The sequence below is a fragment of the Listeria monocytogenes ATCC 19117 genome (assembly GCF_000307025.1).
GTDB lineage: Bacteria > Bacillota > Bacilli > Lactobacillales > Listeriaceae > Listeria > Listeria monocytogenes_B.
On the sequence record NC_018584.1, the window covers coordinates 584265 to 601596 of the forward strand.

Below are 17332 nucleotides of genomic sequence, written 5' to 3' on the forward strand. Positions count from 1 at the left end.
TGGTCTATCGTAAATAAGAAGGGGATAGCATCATGATAGGGAAAGTTAAATCCATTAGTATGTGGCTATGGCACCATTTAACACCGCAAATATTTGCGGTTATTTGTGTTTTTATTATTACGCTCATAGCGCTTTTTGTGCCACCGTATATTGGTATGGCTGATAATGGAGACTTTTTCCGAATCTTCTCGAGTAATGGTTTATTTGTCAATAATACGAATTATGACGCGCTGCAATTTGGGCATTTTGTGAAGGAGTTTGGGATTTATCAGTACTTTAATGAAAACCAAGTAGCTATCTACTCTTCGCAAAGTATTTTTATTCAAATGGCGCTTCTTTTAAATAAGCTTTTTTGGTCAACAACGGTTTTTGATGTGCGTTTTTTAGGTGGCTTGCAATTAGCGCTTCTTTTGCCGGCGATTTATTTGTTAGTGGCGGGATTAACGGCAAAAATGAAAGGCTGGCCGGGTTATGTGGTTGCGGCGCTGACGGTATTTATTTTCGCAGATACGGCTTATACTGCTTACTTTAATTCCTTTTTCAGTGAAGGGCTTATTTTGATTATGATGCTGTATATTTCGGCGGGATTTTTGCTTTTATATCAGCATAAATATAATGATTATGCGATGCTAGGTTTGATTTTTGTGGCATCCCTTATTTTAATTACGGCAAAACAGCAAAATGCCCCGATTGCGGTTGTTATTGCGGTTTGTGGAATACTCGTGTTTTTCATCCGGAAAAATCGTGCATTTCGGATTTCAGCAGCGGCTACTTTTTTTGTTATTTTCTTGAGTGGGGTTGTGATGTACGCCTTTATTCCTGGGGAGTTTGTAACGATAAATCAGTACCAAACAATGACGCGCGGTGTGCTACTTGATTCAGAAAATCCGGAGAAATCGCTCGAAGAAATGGGAATGAATTCCGAATTTGCTTTACTCAAAGGAACGAATTTTTATCAAAAATATAAAATGATTGATTTAGACTCAAAACTGATGGAAAAAGAATTTTATCCTAATTATAATTTTGTTACGGTTTTGAGTTATTACTTGGAAAATCCGAAACAATTTGGGAAAATGCTAGATTTATCTGCGCAAAATAGTTTTTCGATTCGTCCATTTGAGATGGGGAATTTTGAAAAGGCGACAGGGTATAAATTTAAAGAGAAAACGCATTTTTTCTCCATCTATAGTGATGTAAAAGAAAAATTGGCTCCAGCGAAATTTACGTTTTTAATTTTATGGGCGCTTGTTTTTCTAATTTGTTATGGGGTGAGTGCTTTTAAACATTTCCGGGAGAAAAATATTCGTGGAATGCTTTTATTTGATTTAGTTGTTTTGCTGATTGGTTCTGGGTTTGCGGTGATTTTAGTGACGATAGTTGGCGACGGGGAAGCGGATTTAACGAAACATAATTTCTTATTTAATGTGTGCTTTGATTTGACGATGTTAATTGGAGCGGCTTCTCTGCTGGAAGTTTACATGAAGAAGAGAGGTGAGCGGAATGCGTAAAAAACTGATTGTAAGTATTCTGCTAGCATTCATGATTTTCGTTGTTGGTGGGCATTCCGCAATTGCAAAAACGGATGATGGTGTCGTTGTTTTTTATGATAGTTTGGCGACAGGTACAGAGAATGAAGGCAATATGGATGCGCTACTTCGAATGTTAAATAGCTTGGGCAAACGAGTGACGATTTATTCTTGGGAGGAAAATCCTGATTTAAGTCAAACAAGCGAAATTATTGTACTTCAAAATAAAAAAGATGGCTTAGCAAGTGATTGGACGGAAAAATTAGCCAAAAGCAAAGCGAAAATAGCATACATAGGCGGAAATCCCCCAACATTTTTAACGGATAAATTGCAACTGAAAACTAAAGCAATTACAGAGGCTTCTATCACAATTCAAACGCAAGCTGGATTATCTGGAAAACCACAGCTAGTGAACGAAACCAATCTAATAACTTCCTATAAAGGAACAAGCTTTGGAGAAATGGATGCTGCTGAAAATGGACAAGCTGCATACGGCGTTCAAGCAGGGAATTACGCGTACGCACCTCTTTTTCAAGCAGATAATACGAGTGAATTTGCTCTAATGGACGTACTCAAAGCATTATTCGATATTAAAACGACCACCAACCAATATGCGTTTATTACGGGCGTAAATCCTTTTATTGATTTCGATTTGCTCAAAAAAACGGCAGATACTTTTTATGAAAAAGGAATTCCGTTTATCGTGAGTGCGGGGCCTGTTTTTTACAATCAAGATTTCCAAGCGGCGAAAAATTATGCGGAGATTTTGCGCTACGTTCAAGCAAAAAACGGCACGATTATGATGAACGTTCCAGCAGTGACGTACGGAGATAGTCCAGCGGGAGAACTTGAAAAGATTATGCAAAAATCGGTACATTTCTTCGCGGAAAATGACGTCGCACCGCTTGGAGTTACAGCAGAACTGTACTGGAACTTTGATAAAGTATATGGCGTAGAAGGTTTCGCACCGTTTAATACCGGGATTTTGCTACCAAATCAAAAAATCATCCATACGACGAAAGTAAATAATGGCAGTGCCTTTGAAAAGTCTCCGTATAGCGTGGCGAACGATTTTTATGCGACTACGACTGAAGGGAGAAACTTTCCGATTGATATCGCAATAACCTATTCCTTCTTTGATAACGAGAAAGAATTAAAAGCAGCAGCCGAGGAACTAGCAACTGACAATATTAGCGATTTTAGATTTCAAGATCATGGGGTAAAAACAAATAAAGATACGATTGAATCAAGTGCTGGTTCGCTTTACATCAATAATCAATCAGTAACACTCGATGGCGATTTAAACTATATTAAAACGAAAAATAAAACAGTCAAGCAAGCGGGCAGTTTAGAAGGGTTCTTCGGCTATCAAAATACCTTTTTCACGATAGTAATTGTACTTTCACTTGGCATTATTGGGGTTTTATTTGTCTTTGGATACCGGCTTTACATGAAAAAATATATGAAATGAGGTGAAATAAATGGTTATTGCAGATTATTTAGCATTATTCGCGGTGGTGTGTATTTGGGGACTTTTGCTAATTAATATTGTGTTAATTGTTGCAGGATATGTTTATTATTTGAAAAATGAAGCGCGAAAAGTGCCCGAAATACCAGCGGAAGTACCATTTGTTTCTGTCATGGTGCCGGCCCATAATGAAGGAAAAGTAATCGTGAAAACAGTTGAATCACTGCTTGCTTTTGATTATCCGGTCGATCGTTACGAAATTATTGTCATTAACGATAATTCTTCGGATAATAGCTCGGAACTCTTAGCCGCCATTCAAGCAAAAAATCCAACACGCTTTTTAAAAATTATTAATACCGATAATATTACAGGCGGAAAAGGAAAATCGAATGCGCTCAATATTGGGTTTGCGGAAAGTCGTGGGGAACTGGTGGCGATTTATGATGCTGATAATACACCGGAACGGCAAGCGCTAAGAATCCTTGTTGGTGAGATTACAAATGATGCGAAACTTGGTGCAGTCATCGGTAAATTCAGAACCCGAAATCGAAATGCAAGCTGGTTAACGCGATTTATCAATATTGAAACGCTTAGTTTTCAGTGGATGGCTCAGGCCGGCAGATGGGCCCTTTTCAAACTATGCACCATTCCTGGTACTAATTTTATTGTAAGAAGGTCGCTCCTAGAAGAAATCGGTGGCTGGGATGTGAAAGCTGTCGCGGAAGATACCGAGATTAGCTTTCGGATTTACATGATGGGTTACCGAATCAAATTCCAAGCGAAGGCTGTTACGTGGGAACAAGAGCCGCAAACATTACCAGTTTGGTTCAAACAGCGCTCAAGATGGGCGAAAGGCAATATTTATGTAATTTTAAAAAACGTTCCACTCCTTTTCAAACGAGAAGGTAGGCGCGTTCGCTTTGATATTTTATACTTTTTATCGATTTACTTTTTATTATTAACTTCCTTGATTGTTAGTGATGTTTTACTCGTATTATATGCGCTGGGACTTGTACATACAACGCTTGCTGGCCTTAGCGGGGCGCTTTGGTTGCTAGCCATTTTACTTTTTGTCGCAGGTACTTTTATTACACTCACCACGGAAAAAGGCGAAATCAGTTTTTCAAATTTGTTATTTATTATGTTGATGTATGTGACGTATTGCCAGCTTTGGATGGTGGTCGCCGCATATGGATTCTTTATTTTCTTAAAAGATACCGTACTAAAAAGGGAAACCAAATGGTATAAAACCGAGCGTTTCTAAAAAGGAGAGTGCCTAATGAAAAAATTAACTGTAATCGGGCTGCTTATGTTCGCCGTACTATTTCTGTATAGGCCAGACGTTCTCGCAGCAGATAAAAACTATCAAACGGTTTTTGGAACAGATAAAACCGCCCAAGGAAAATTCACAACCACCAAACAAAACTTCACGGTGGAAAACTACTGGGATGTATCAAACGCTAACGTAAAGCTTGTGTATACAATTACCCAACTGAGCGAAAAAGAAGTTTCCACGATGACACTGAAAATAAACGATGTTGCGTTCTACTCTTTTAAACCAGATAAAGCAGACAAAGGAACAAAACAGATTGAAATCCAAATTCCGAAAGATAAGTTAAAAAAAGGAGTCAATGTTCTATCCATCGAAAGCTTTGTCTACACTGATTTGCCTGATGGTCGTTGTACGATTGACGATACACCTGCCAACTGGCTGCAATTCGATAAAACAAGCGCAGTAAACGTATCTTATTCCGATAAGGCTTTCCAAAAAACGATTGCCGAGTTTGGCGAGCGCTTCACTGGAATTGATACTGTGAAAAGTGAACAAGGCGCAGTAGCTGTCTCAAACAAAGCCGGCGATGCCGAACTTGGCGCAGCACTTGAAGGGCTTTCCGGATTTTCTGCAGCGAATACGTTAGAAGATAAAAATATCGCTTTTGGTCAATACGAGGAAGCAAAAACGCGTGACGGTAAAAACTATCTCGTACTTTTTTCAAGCTATGACAATTTACCAAATGATCTTAAATCACAAATAAAAGATGATAATAAATTAGAAAAACAAGCACTTTTCCAAGTAGTGACAGTCGGAAATACGAATACACTCGTGGTTACTTCTAAATCCAACGACGCACTAAAAAAAGCTGGCAAACTAATCGCCAACCAAAATTACTTAAGTCAGCTTGGAACAAATACTAAATGGCTAACAACAGACGAAAAAATCGACACACCAGCGACTAATGTTGACAAAAATACGAAACTAACAACAACTGGCGATAAACTAAAAGGCATTGGTCATATCACACAAGATTACTTCATCAGCATGCCAGCCAACCGTAGCGCATCAACAGGAACAGAAGTATCACTTGATTTTAGATATGCGCAAAACTTGGATTTCGAGCATTCATTAGTAACGATTTTAGTGAACGGCAAACCAATCGGCAGCCAAAAACTTACCGCTAAAAAAGCCAATGGCGACAAATTAACGTTCCAAATTCCGAGCGATTTAAACGTAAAAGGGGATTTTTCAGTTACCGTTGCCTTTGATTTAGTTTTAACAAATAACTATTGTGGCTTTATTGCAGATTCTGAAATCCCGTGGGCGTATATCACCCCAGAATCAAAAATCAATTTAAACACAAGCGAAGAAACAGACTTGCTTTTTGAACAATATCCGTACCCATTTATTGCAAATGGTGACTTTAACAATGCAGTTGTCGTTGTTCCTGATAAATTAACGACAGAAGATACAGATTCATTAGCAAATATTTTCAATCTGTTAGGCCGCTTCCATGATGGAAATAGGGGAGACTTGACTGCCGTACATGCCGCCAACTGGAAAAAACCAAAAGAAGGATCGAATATTATTGCAGTTGGTACAATGAATAATAATCCAGTAATTAAAAACGCCAATGACGACCTATATTTCCAGTACAACAAAACAGGCGATTACTTCCTTTCCAATGAAAAAATCTCGATTGAAAAAAATTACGGCAAACAACTTGGTAGTGTGCAGTTAATTACATCAGATGGCGTCCCAATTCTGGCAGTTACTGGTCCAGGTGCCAAACAAACAGAACTCGGATCGGATTTAATCGCAACAAAAGCCAACCTAGCTAAAATTTACGGAGATGGCGCCATTGTTGATACTGATAACACGATACATTCCTACCGATTCAAAAAAGCAGCAGATACACAGGAAGAAAGCTTTGGGTCAAAAATCAGTAATAACAAAGAAGTCACTGTGTTCGGAGCATTCGCGCTTCTAACCGTCGTTATCTTAGTTGTCGCTGTCCTACTAATCTTGCGTAAATATCGCCGGAGCCGGAAGTGAGGGAGAAATAAAAAATGAAAAAAATAACGAATAACTTATTTGCAGATATCGGCTTTTTATTTTTCATCTTGCTTTGTTTCATCACAATTGGCTTTATGATCAATACGCCGGATGAATATTTGCGAAACATTATTTTATTAAATATCACCTTTTTACTTGTGATTATCACCTATTTTACGAACTTAACGCTTGGTTTGATTTTAAATGTCCTCTACATTTTTATTTATGCAACTTATATTATTTATGAAATTGTCGCAAATCAAATCGCCTATGGTTTTGGTAGCTACTTCTGGCTTATAATCACGCCCCTTTTCACAGTAGCTAGTGCGATGTTTACAAGAAATACGTCAAGGCTTCAAGAAGAGAACACGAAAATCAAACAGCAAAATCTATATTTAGGAACGATTGACCAAGAAACTTTGCTTAAAAATATCGTTTCATTCCAAAATGACGAGCGAATTTTTTCCAGTATTTCGCGCCGTTATGATTTACCTTTATCACTGATGGTTATCAAAGTACGTCACTGGCGCGAGTTGAAACGATTCCAAAGCGAAGAAGAGATGCGCCTAGCGTTACAAGATATTTCAGCGATTTTAGAGACTTGTATTCGCACGAGTGATGTCCTTTACTTATTAGATAAAGATGATGCGACTTGGGGACTCTTGTTACTAACTGACGAACCGGGTGGGAAATTAGTTGCGGATCGAATTAAAAGCCGTATAGCTGAAGCCAACACCGAAGAATTTGCCGCGAAGTACCGTGTGAAGCTAGAACTTCGAATTGGAACAAGCCAATTTGATAGCGAAAAAGTCAAGACACCACTTGATTTTATCGATTTAGCAACAAAAGAATTAGAATATGACGTGTAAAATAGAGAGTTACCTTCTATAATTAGGAGGTAACTCTCATTTTTGATTGGAGGAATACCATGAACTTAGAAGAAATAGTCGATTGTATGCTATTAAACGAAAATGACAAAGAAATTCAGCGGACCCAAACAGAGCACCGCATCAAACTAGTTGATTTTTGGCAAGTGAAAAATGGGGACCGAGTGCTGGAGGTTGGTTGTGGGCAAGGCGATACGACAGCCGTACTTGCGAATGCAGTTGGTGCTAGTGGCTTTGTGCAAGGTATTGATATTGCACCGCGGACTTATGGTGCTCCGTTTACCATTGGCGATGCGACAGACCATTTGCAGAAATCAAAGCTTGGTGCGCAAATTGATTTTAAGCTGGGGACAGATATTTTAAACGGTGATATCACTTTTCCAGAAGATGCTTTTGATGTAGCCGTTTTATCGCATGCTTCGTGGTATTTTAGTTCCAAAAGTGAGCTCACGATGATGCTCGAATTACTAAGCAAGTGGGCGAAACGCGTTTGTTATGCGGAATGGGATACGAGAATTACGGATGTAAAACAAACGTCGCATATGTTAGCTGTGCTCACCCAATCATCTTATGAAGCTTTCAAACAAGACACGCAGTCCAATATCCGAACATTCATTACACCAATAGATATGCAAGAAATCATCCAAGAGCATAACTGGAAAATGGGCGCGGAAACAAGTATCTTCTCAGAAAAAATGCAAGATAGCCGATGGGAAATTGGTTATGTAAAAGATTTTATCACAAAAGAATTAGAAGCAGATTTAGGTTTGCCAGAAAAATTTAAAGCATTTTTACTCAGTCAAAGTAAATTAATTACGCTTGAAAATAGTTTGCCAATGGCGTCATACTGCACTTCTTGGCAGGTGAAGTAATTTTGCTTTCTTTTTCACAAGATTTAGATTTTTTATGCTATAATGGAACGTATTAACGAACTAAAGGAGTGTTGAATGTGAGAGCTGTACTTACTGTAATTGGAAAAGATAATGTGGGTATTGTCGCAGGTGTTAGTAATAAATTAGCTGAACTGAATATCAATATTGTGGATGTATCCCAAACGATTATGGATGGTTATTTTACGATGATGATGATGTGCGATATTAGCCAGATCACGAAAGAATTTGATGAAGTAAAGGCAGAATTAGCCGGTAAAGGCGAGGACCTCCAAGTAAAAATACATATTCAGCGGGAAGAAATTTTCAACGCAATGCACAAACTTTAGGATGGGGGCGATGCTAGTATGGAAACAAATCAAATTTTAGAAACGATACGAATGATTGAAGAAGAAAAATTGGACATCCGGACGATTACAATGGGAATTTCTTTGCTAGATTGTATGGACGGCGACGGCGAAGTGGCTCGAAAGAAAATCTATCAAAAAATCGTTACCAAAGCGCGTAATTTAGTTGCAGTTGGTGAAGCGATTGAATCTGAGTTTGGCATTCCAATTATTAATAAACGAATTTCTGTCACTCCGATTGCGATTATCGCTGGATCAAGCGCAGATACTGACTACGTAGAATTTGCGAAAACACTTGATGCTGCTGCAAAAGAAGTTGGCGTGAATTTTATTGGGGGCTATTCCGCACTCGTTCAAAAAGGCTACACGAAAGGTGACGAAATCCTGATTCGCTCGATTCCGCAAGCACTCGCACAAACGGAACGCGTATGCTCATCGGTCAATGTTGGCTCGACGCGAACGGGAATCAATATGGATGCTGTCCGCCAAATGGGCGAGGTAATCAAAGAAACGGCTGACTTAACAGCCGATACGCAAGGCCTAGGTTGCGCGAAACTTGTTGTATTTGCCAATGCTGTCGAGGATAATCCTTTTATGGCCGGAGCATTCCATGGTGTTGGTGAAGCGGACTGCGTTATCAATGTTGGTGTCAGCGGCCCAGGTGTGGTGAAACGTGCTATTGAAAAAGTAAAAGGCGAACCGTTTGATATCGTTGCTGAAACAGTCAAACAAACAGCGTTTAAAATCACTAGGATGGGTCAACTCGTTGGCCAAGTCGCTTCCGAAAAACTCGGCGTTCCTTTTGGGATTGTCGATTTATCACTTGCACCAACTCCAGCGATTGGTGATTCGGTCGCACACATTTTGGAAGAGATGGGACTAGAAATGGTTGGAACACATGGCACGACAGCCGCACTCGCACTTTTAAATGACGCAGTGAAAAAAGGCGGCGTAATGGCTTGTGGACATGTCGGTGGTTTATCAGGCGCATTCATTCCTGTTTCTGAGGATGCGGGTATGATTGAAGCTGTGCAGCAAGGGGCGCTCAACCTCGAAAAATTAGAAGCAATGACAGCAATTTGTTCGGTTGGTCTGGATATGATTGCCGTACCAGGTGACACAACTGCCGAAACATTAGCAGCAATGATTGCGGATGAAGCGGCTATTGGCGTCATTAACAATAAAACAACTGCTGTCCGAGTGATTCCAGCAAGTGGCACCAAAGTTGGCGACATGGTCGAATTCGGCGGCTTACTTGGCACGGCACCAGTAATGCCAGTAAACGGAAAATCGTCTGTGGACTTCATTGCTCGCGGCGGTCGAATCCCAGCACCAATTCATTCTTTTAAAAACTAACGAAAAAGGTTTCCTCCAAATTTGCGAGGAAACCTTTTATTATGTCGTTTTTCGTTCAACTAAATGAAAATCTAAATCAAGCAGTGGCAAATTGCTACCAAATAATTGATTCATAATGAGCGTAAAAGCATTTTCAGCTTGCAAATTTACCGGGTAGTGAATCGTTGTGATATCAAGCAAATGCGCGATTTCCATATTATCGAACCCACAAATCGCAAAATCTTCCGGGACACTGTAACCAAGCCGTCTTGCTTCCGTCAAAAGCCCAGCCGCAAAATAATCATTCGGTGTCAAAAAGGCGTCAGGTTTATGCTCTGTTTCCGCAAACCAATGCGCAATCTTTTCCCCGTCTTGCCGAGAACCTTGCCCGTAAAACTGTCTAAACTCATGCGGATCAAGCTCATAACGCGCACAAAAGTCTTTAAAAGCAAGCATGCGACTTTGCGTATTGAGCCCGGTCGTATTCCCGTAAACATTCACGAATTTTCGATATCCTTTTGCATATAAATGTTCTAGTGCAAGCGTATATCCATCATATTGGTTCATAAATACAGAAGGGATTTTTTCACTTTCGACACGTTGCCAAGTGACAATCGGGCCATATTTGGTGTAATGTTCAATCGTTTTCCAATCATTTGACCGAATGACCAGGACGAGCGCATCAATTTGTTTTTGGCGCAGCATCTCTAAGGCCTCTAGTTCTTTATCTGGATCAATCCGCGTCATAAACAATGTGACGTTATAACCATGCTCTTGCGCTATCATCGTAAAACTTTTCAAAAATACATTCAGAGAATCTGTAAAGCTAGGAATAACCATGCCAATTAGCTTCGTTGCCCCTTTTTTCAGAGACACGGCGTTTATATTCGGAACATAATCTAACTGATCAATTATTGTCTGAACACGTTTTCTGGTTTCATCGCTTACATAGTCGCGCTTATTAATCACTCGGGAAACCGTTGCTGATGAAACACCCGCTAGTTTCGCGATTTCTTGTATATTTGCCAATTAAAAAACACCTCGATTTCTCGTAGCTCTCTAATTAGTATACCAAAAAATCCCGCCAAATAGCCAGTTTGGATAAATTTAAAATAAGTGCTTGACCTGTAATGCATTACATGAATTATGATGAATGAGAAGAAAAGAAAACGCTTTAAAATTCTAGGAGGTAAGTATATTATGAAAAAAGGTGTAAAAATCGTTACAATTGGTGGGGGTTCCAGTTACACACCAGAACTTGTTGAAGGATTTATTAAACGCTATCATGAACTTCCAATCAGAGAACTTTGGCTAGTAGATATTGAAGCTGGTCGTGAAAAATTAGAAATCGTTGGTAATATGGCAAAACGTATGGTCAAAGCAGCAAACATTGACTGCGAAGTACATTTAACACTTGACCGTCGTGAAGCTCTAAAAGATGCAGATTTTGTTACAACACAATTTCGTGTTGGTTTATTAGACGCTCGTATTAAAGATGAAAGAATTCCACTTAGCCACGGCATCATCGGTCAAGAAACAAACGGAGCGGGCGGAATGTTTAAAGCTTTCCGTACGATTCCTGTCATTCTTGGTATCGTTGAAGATATGCGCGAACTTTGCCCAGATGCTTGGTTAATCAACTTCACAAACCCAGCAGGTATGGTAACAGAAGCCGTTCTTCGTTACGGCAACTGGGATAAAGTTATCGGTCTTTGTAACGTGCCAATCGGAGCAGTGAAAAGCGCATCCGACGTTTTAGAAAAACCAGAAGAAGACTTATTCTTCAAATTTGCTGGAATCAACCACTTGCACTGGCACCGCGTATTCGACAAAGATGGTACCGAATTAACAGAAAAAGTTATCGACGGCCTTTATGCACCAGATGCTAACCCAGGAAAAGTCGTTGAAAACATTAAAAACATGCGCTTCTTATATGAGCAAGTTAAACATCTAAAAATGCTTCCTTGTCCATATCACCGTTACTACTACATGACGGATGCAATGCTTGAAGAAGAACTGGCATCTTTCAAAAACGAAGGTACTCGCGGAGAAGTCGTGAAAAAACTAGAAGACAGCTTATTCGAATTATATAAAGACCCAAATCTTGATTACAAACCAGAAGAATTATCCAAACGAGGCGGCGCACATTACAGTGATGCAGCATGTGAAATCATCAATTCCATTTACAACAACAAAGGTACCGTAATGGTAGTATCTACTCGTAATAACGGCGCAATTGATGACGTTCCTTACGATAGTGCTGTAGAAATCACAAGTGTTATCCGTGCGCATGGCGCAGAACCAATCAACTTCGGTAAATTCCCACCAGCACAACGCGGCTTACTACAAGTAATGAAATCCATGGAAGAATTGACTATCGAAGCAGCAGTAACAGGCGATTACGCAACTGCACTACAAGCATTCACTTCTAACCCACTCGTTCCAAGCGGCGACTTAGCAAAAACAATTCTAGATGAAATGCTAGAAGCACACAAAGAGTTTTTACCACAATTCGCTAAATAATTCGCAAGTGATCCCTAGAAAATAGGGATCACTTTTTTTGTGAGTTGTTTTAGCGAGCATTTTTTCAAGTTTCCTGTAAAATAGAAAAAAGGAGGTGTGCTTGATGCAAACAAATCTTGAAAGAATAAAAAAACACATAGAAAAATTAGATACTTATACAGCAACTCCGGGTCAGGGAACAACTCGGTTTACATATAGCAAAGAAGACCTCGACGCGCGCAACTATTTAAAACAAGAAATGGCTAAAGTAGGCCTTGCTGTTTCAGAAGATGCGATTGGAAATATCTACGGACGACTAGAAGGCGAAAATCCAAATTTACCAGCAGTAATTGTCGGCTCTCATTTTGACTCTGTACCAAATGGTGGTGCTTTTGATGGACCAGCTGGCGTCATTACCGGACTTGAAGTAGCCACTGTTTTCTATGAACAACAAATTAAACCACATTTTCCGCTTGAAATTATTGCGATGGTGGAAGAAGAAGGCGCTCGTTTTGGCGCTGGCCTCCTTGCTTCACGTACAATTACTGGCAAAGTTACCAAAGAAATGCTCCATGAAATGAAAGATATAGATGGAATTACAGCCGCAGAAGCCATGGCAAAAGTAGGATTTGATGCAAATCAAGTAGTTACAGCTATCCGCACGAAAGAATCCGTTAAAGCATTTATCGAACTACACATTGAGCAAGGACCAGTCCTAGAAAATGCCAATGAAGATGTGGCGCTAGTAGATACAGTAGTCGGTTTAACAGAAATAAAAGTAACAGTAAAAGGACAAGCCGGCCATGCAGGCACAACCCCAATGCTTGACCGAAAAGATGCGCTGATCACAGCTGTCGAAATTTTAGGTCAACTACCAGAACTAGCTATCCAAGAAGGCGGCGGAACTGTATTAACAGTGGGCAAACTCAACGTCTATCCAAATGGCGCAAACGTTATTCCAGATAAAGTCGTTTTTACCGTAGATATCCGAGCAAAAGACGAAATTCACGTCCAAAATACATTAGCAAAAACAAAAGAAATTATCCAATCCGCAGAGAAAAACGGCATCACTTGCGAAATAGAAGATATGCTATACGAACCGCCGACCCATTTATCAAAAGAGATTCATCAAGCATTGACTGAAAGTGCCGACCAACTCGGCTTAAAATACCGAACAATGGTTAGCGGGGCGGGACACGATGCAATGATTTTTGCAGGTTTAACCGAAGTAGGCTTGATTTTTGTCCCTAGCCACAACGGCATAAGTCATGCCCCAGAAGAATGGACCGATTACGACAAGCTACAAAAAGGAATCGAAGTCGTACTGGAAACAGTAAAAAAATGGACGGAGGAAAGCGCGAATGAATCAGAAAATAAAACAAGCAGTTTTAAATAATGAAGAAGCAATGATTGCCTTCCGCCGTGATTTGCACATGCATCCCGAACTCCAATGGCAGGAATTTAGAACTACCGACAAAGTTGCCAAAGAATTGGACAAACTGGGCATTCCTTACCGCCGCACGGAACCAACCGGATTAATCGCGGAACTCAAAGGCGGGAAATCAGGGAAAACAGTTGCCTTGCGTGCCGATATGGACGCACTCCCAGTCCAAGAACTAAACCAAGACCTCCCATATAAATCCACAGAAGACGGCAAAATGCATGCCTGTGGTCATGATGCTCATACAGCGATGCTAATAACCGCGGCAAAAGCACTCGTAGAAATAAAAGACGAACTACCCGGAACAGTGCGCTTCATTTTTCAACCTTCAGAAGAAATTGCAGAGGGTGCGAAAGCTATGATAGCCCAAGGAGCGATGGAAGGCGTGGACCACGTGTTTGGGATTCATATCTGGTCCCAAACTCCAAGTGGAAAGATATCGTGCGTAGTCGGCTCCACATTCGCCTCCGCAGATATTATCCAAATCGACTTCAAAGGACAAGGTGGTCACGGAGCAATGCCGCATGACACAATCGACGCTGCTGTAATTGCTTCCTCATTCGTTATGAACCTCCAATCCATCGTATCACGCGAAACAGATCCACTTGATCCAGTCGTAGTAACTATCGGCAAAATGGATGTCGGCACTCGCTACAATGTTATCGCAGAGAATGCCCGTTTGGAAGGAACGCTTCGTTGCTTCAACAACATAACACGCGCCAAAGTCGCAAAATCAATTGAACACTACGCCAAACAAACCGCCGCTATCTACGGTGGCAAGGCAGAAATGATATACAAACAAGGCACACAACCAGTAATCAACGACGAAAAAAGCGCACTACTCGTCCAAGAAACAATCACAGAATCATTCGGCGAAGAGATGCTTTACTTTGAACGTCCAACCACGGGCGGCGAAGACTTCAGCTATTTTCAAGATGAAGCTCCCGGAAGTTTCGCACTCGTTGGCTGCGGCAATCCAGAAAAAGACACCGAATGGGCGCATCACCATGGCCGATTTAATATTGACGAAAGTGTCATGAAAAATGGCGCCGAGCTATATGCCCAGTTTGCGTATAATTTTTTAAATCAAAATTAATAAAAAAAGCCTCCAGCTAATTCAATTAACTGGAGGCTTTTCGCATGCTATTGTTTTTCTACTACATGTACGTCTTCAAAAGAACCGTATTTTGTCCACCAAGGAACGGCACCTTCATCAAGCAATTTATCAAGAGAAGTAATGTTTTCTTTCCCTTGCGTACGAAGCCATTCGCGTAAAGCGTCATCGCCTTGTTTGCCGTACACTTCAATACCATCAGCCCAAGTTGCACGACCACAAAGAACGCCGCTATACTGCACGTTATGTTGGTTCGCAAATTGGATTGTTTTGTGGAACATTTCAGAAGTTACACCAGCACTAAGATAAATAAATGGAAGTGGGCTTAAGTCAGAGCATTCTTCAAAATGACGAGCTGCTTCGTCTTGCGTATAAGCGACTTCACCTTCCGCAAAACCTTCCACATATTTAAAGTTAACTGGAACTTCAAGTTTAAGTACATCTACACCGTAACGAGGTTTAGAGAATTCTTTAATTGAAGCTTTTACTTTTGCTGGTTTCAATTTAGCATATTCTAAAGAACCAGAATCAGTAACTGTTGCATCATAAGTAATTGGCTCTAAGAAAAATGGAATATCAACTGCGCGACATTCAGCACCGATTCTTTCTAAAAAGGCATATTTGATTTCATTAATTTCAGCTGGCTCATCTGGATCATAATAAACGAGAATTTTAACAGCATCTCCGCCATTTTCTTTAATACGAAGTGCCGATAAATCTTCAATTAAATCAGGAAGTTTACCGGGAGTTGTTGCGTCATATCCTGTTTTTTCATAAGAAGTTAAAAGTCCGCTACCTTCGTGGCGAGCTTTGATTGCTGGAGTACCATATTCTAAATCAAGCAAAATCGCAGAAGCATAAGGTGTAAGTTCTTCAGAAACAAGTTGTTTGAAGTCTTCCACATCTTTTTTGTTTTCTGTTCCTTTTGCTTGTTGGATCATTTTTTTGAGTGAGCCACGTTGGTCAATGGCAAGCGCTGCAATGACACCTTTTTCGTTGGAGAGTCTTTGTAAACCATCAAATTTACCTTTTGTTATTTGTACCATTTTTATCTAGTCTCCTTTATAGCAATTTGTCGTTGCTTAATCAATTTATCCTTCCTTATTATACCACTGAAAAGTTTTTTTAAAACATAGGTATATTTCCGTATTGATTTATCTGAAGTAATAAATTACGATATATGTGGAGTGTTAGGTATTGATAGAAATTTGGGATATTTTCTATTAATACATTCTCTTTTGGGAAAGTCATTTAACGATTAGACTAGACCAGGAGTGATGAAATGAATCGACGCGAAAGACGTAAACACAAAAGACGCAAGAACATGATTATCGTGTTGAGTACTGTATTTCTACTGTTTATTGCCACAAGTTGGATGATATACGAATTCAAAAGTAAACAAGAGCAAACAGTATCCGCACCTACTAAGAAGAAAGCAGCAACCGCAACAAACCCACCGGAAAATGCAGCAACTAATGAGCCTGAAGAAACGAAAGAGCCTGAACCAGTAGAAGAAAAGCCAAAGGAAACAATTGTAAAAAATCAAGAAATTGATAACTATTTACAAAAAATTGGTTTTAGTGGTTCGGCACTGGTTGTTCGCGATGGAAAAACTATCATACAAAAAGGGTATATGTATGCAAATCGTGATGAAAAAGTATTGAATACACCAGATACTTTGTTTTATATTGGCTCTTCTCAAAAAGCAATCATAGCAACGGCACTTTTACAATTAGAAGAAAAAGGTAAAATAAATACGAATGATCCAATTTCGAAGTATATACCTGACTTTCCTAATGGTAATAAGATTTTAGTGAAGAACTTTATGAATCATACATCTGGTATAGTTGGACGACCAAAATTAACGAGTAATATGACACCGGATCAAATTATTAAAGCTATTGAAAAGCGAGGAATTAAATCACAACCTGGGAAATGGGATTATTTGGATGCTAATTATGCTGTAGTAGGTTATCTTGTAGAAAAAGTTAGTGGGCAACCTTTAGCTACCTATCTTCAAGAAAATATATTTACCCCTGCAGGAATGAAGCATACAGGATACTATCAAAAAGATGTTGATGGGGGAAAAAACGTATCAACAGGCTATAAAATTGATGAAAATGGAGTCTTTCAAAGTCCAAAGCTTTCAGACTTAACGAAATTATATGGTGCAGGGGACATTAGTATGTCTACAACGGATATGTATTTGTTTGACAAAGCATTGATGGATAAAAAATTGATTTCTGAAGCAAGTTTGAAAAAAATGTTCACATCAGGAAGCAAATCAACTTATGGAATGGGATTCTATGTGGATTCAGGTAGTTATAATAGTCACGGAGTTGTGACCGGTTGGGACGTATCTAATAGTGTCAGTCATACAGGAAGAACTTATGTTATATTATTCTCCAACGTCCAAAACCACATTGCTTCATTCGGAAAAGTGAATAATGATATTTATGGTTTCTTAAATAAATAATAAAAAAACCCGATT

Annotated in this window: 14 protein-coding genes; 12 read left to right on the forward strand and 2 right to left on the reverse strand. The window is 39.7% G+C overall.

What is annotated here, in order from left to right:
• Nucleotides 1–32 precede the first annotated feature (32 nt).
• The 8 genes from LMOATCC19117_RS02845 (at nt 33) to LMOATCC19117_RS02880 (ending at nt 9805) form a co-directional block, all read left to right on the forward strand.
• A complete protein-coding gene (locus tag LMOATCC19117_RS02845; RefSeq protein WP_003734862.1) occupies nt 33–1508 on the forward strand; it encodes a hypothetical protein in 1476 nt (491 codons plus the stop codon).
• Nucleotides 1501–2997, forward strand: coding sequence for a hypothetical protein (locus LMOATCC19117_RS02850; RefSeq protein WP_003734861.1), 1497 nt, complete (start codon nt 1501–1503; stop codon nt 2995–2997). Before LMOATCC19117_RS02845 ends, LMOATCC19117_RS02850 begins: the two co-directional genes overlap by 8 nt.
• A 10-nt stretch (nt 2998–3007) precedes the next feature.
• Complete coding sequence (locus tag LMOATCC19117_RS02855) at nt 3008–4258, forward strand: glycosyltransferase family 2 protein (RefSeq protein WP_003727288.1); 1251 nt, start codon at nt 3008–3010, stop codon at nt 4256–4258.
• A gap of 15 nt (nt 4259–4273) precedes the next feature.
• Nucleotides 4274–6325, forward strand: a complete 2052-nt coding sequence (locus tag LMOATCC19117_RS02860) for a cellulose biosynthesis cyclic di-GMP-binding regulatory protein BcsB (RefSeq protein ID WP_003734860.1) — start codon at nt 4274–4276, stop codon at nt 6323–6325.
• Nucleotides 6326–6339: 14 nt separating this feature from the next.
• Nucleotides 6340–7194: a diguanylate cyclase domain-containing protein gene (locus tag LMOATCC19117_RS02865; RefSeq protein WP_003725438.1), complete on the forward strand. Its 855-nt coding sequence runs from the start codon at nt 6340–6342 to the stop codon at nt 7192–7194.
• 59 nt (nt 7195–7253) lie between these two features.
• A complete protein-coding gene (locus LMOATCC19117_RS02870) occupies nt 7254–8084 on the forward strand; it encodes a class I SAM-dependent methyltransferase (protein WP_003734859.1) in 831 nt (276 codons plus the stop codon).
• 77 nt (nt 8085–8161) lie between these two features.
• Entirely contained in the window at nt 8162–8431 is a 270-nt protein-coding gene (locus LMOATCC19117_RS02875; RefSeq protein ID WP_003721327.1) for an ACT domain-containing protein, read from the forward strand.
• 18 nt (nt 8432–8449) lie between these two features.
• Nucleotides 8450–9805 (forward strand): PFL family protein, encoded by a 1356-nt coding sequence (locus LMOATCC19117_RS02880; RefSeq protein ID WP_003721328.1) that lies wholly within the window; start codon nt 8450–8452, stop codon nt 9803–9805.
• Nucleotides 9806–9844: 39 nt separating this feature from the next.
• Here the strand turns inward: LMOATCC19117_RS02880 and LMOATCC19117_RS02885 are convergent, their stop codons facing one another.
• Nucleotides 9845–10813, reverse strand: a complete 969-nt coding sequence (locus tag LMOATCC19117_RS02885) for a LacI family DNA-binding transcriptional regulator (protein ID WP_003725440.1) — start codon at nt 10811–10813, stop codon at nt 9845–9847.
• A 171-nt stretch (nt 10814–10984) separates the two neighbouring features.
• On the opposite strand from LMOATCC19117_RS02885, the gene LMOATCC19117_RS02890 reads away from it, so the two are divergent.
• The 3 genes from LMOATCC19117_RS02890 to LMOATCC19117_RS02900 all read left to right on the forward strand — a co-directional run bounded on the left by LMOATCC19117_RS02890 (nt 10985) and on the right by LMOATCC19117_RS02900 (nt 14823).
• Complete coding sequence (locus LMOATCC19117_RS02890) at nt 10985–12307, forward strand: 6-phospho-beta-glucosidase (protein ID WP_003721330.1); 1323 nt, start codon at nt 10985–10987, stop codon at nt 12305–12307.
• 103 nt (nt 12308–12410) lie between these two features.
• Nucleotides 12411–13682 (forward strand): Zn-dependent hydrolase, encoded by a 1272-nt coding sequence (locus LMOATCC19117_RS02895; protein WP_003734858.1) that lies wholly within the window; start codon nt 12411–12413, stop codon nt 13680–13682.
• The gene (locus LMOATCC19117_RS02900) at nt 13648–14823 is read left to right on the forward strand and encodes a M20 family metallopeptidase (RefSeq protein ID WP_003734857.1); all 1176 of its coding nucleotides are present in this window, start codon (nt 13648–13650) and stop codon (nt 14821–14823) included. Before LMOATCC19117_RS02895 ends, LMOATCC19117_RS02900 begins: the two co-directional genes overlap by 35 nt.
• Nucleotides 14824–14870: 47 nt before the next feature.
• Here the strand turns inward: LMOATCC19117_RS02900 and LMOATCC19117_RS02905 are convergent, their stop codons facing one another.
• Nucleotides 14871–15887, reverse strand: a complete 1017-nt coding sequence (locus LMOATCC19117_RS02905) for a tagatose-bisphosphate aldolase (RefSeq protein WP_003725443.1) — start codon at nt 15885–15887, stop codon at nt 14871–14873.
• 236 nt (nt 15888–16123) lie between these two features.
• On the opposite strand from LMOATCC19117_RS02905, the gene LMOATCC19117_RS02910 reads away from it, so the two are divergent.
• On the forward strand, nt 16124–17317 hold the full coding sequence (locus LMOATCC19117_RS02910; RefSeq protein WP_014929034.1) for a serine hydrolase domain-containing protein: 1194 nt from the start codon (nt 16124–16126) through the stop codon (nt 17315–17317).
• Nucleotides 17318–17332 lie beyond the last annotated feature (15 nt).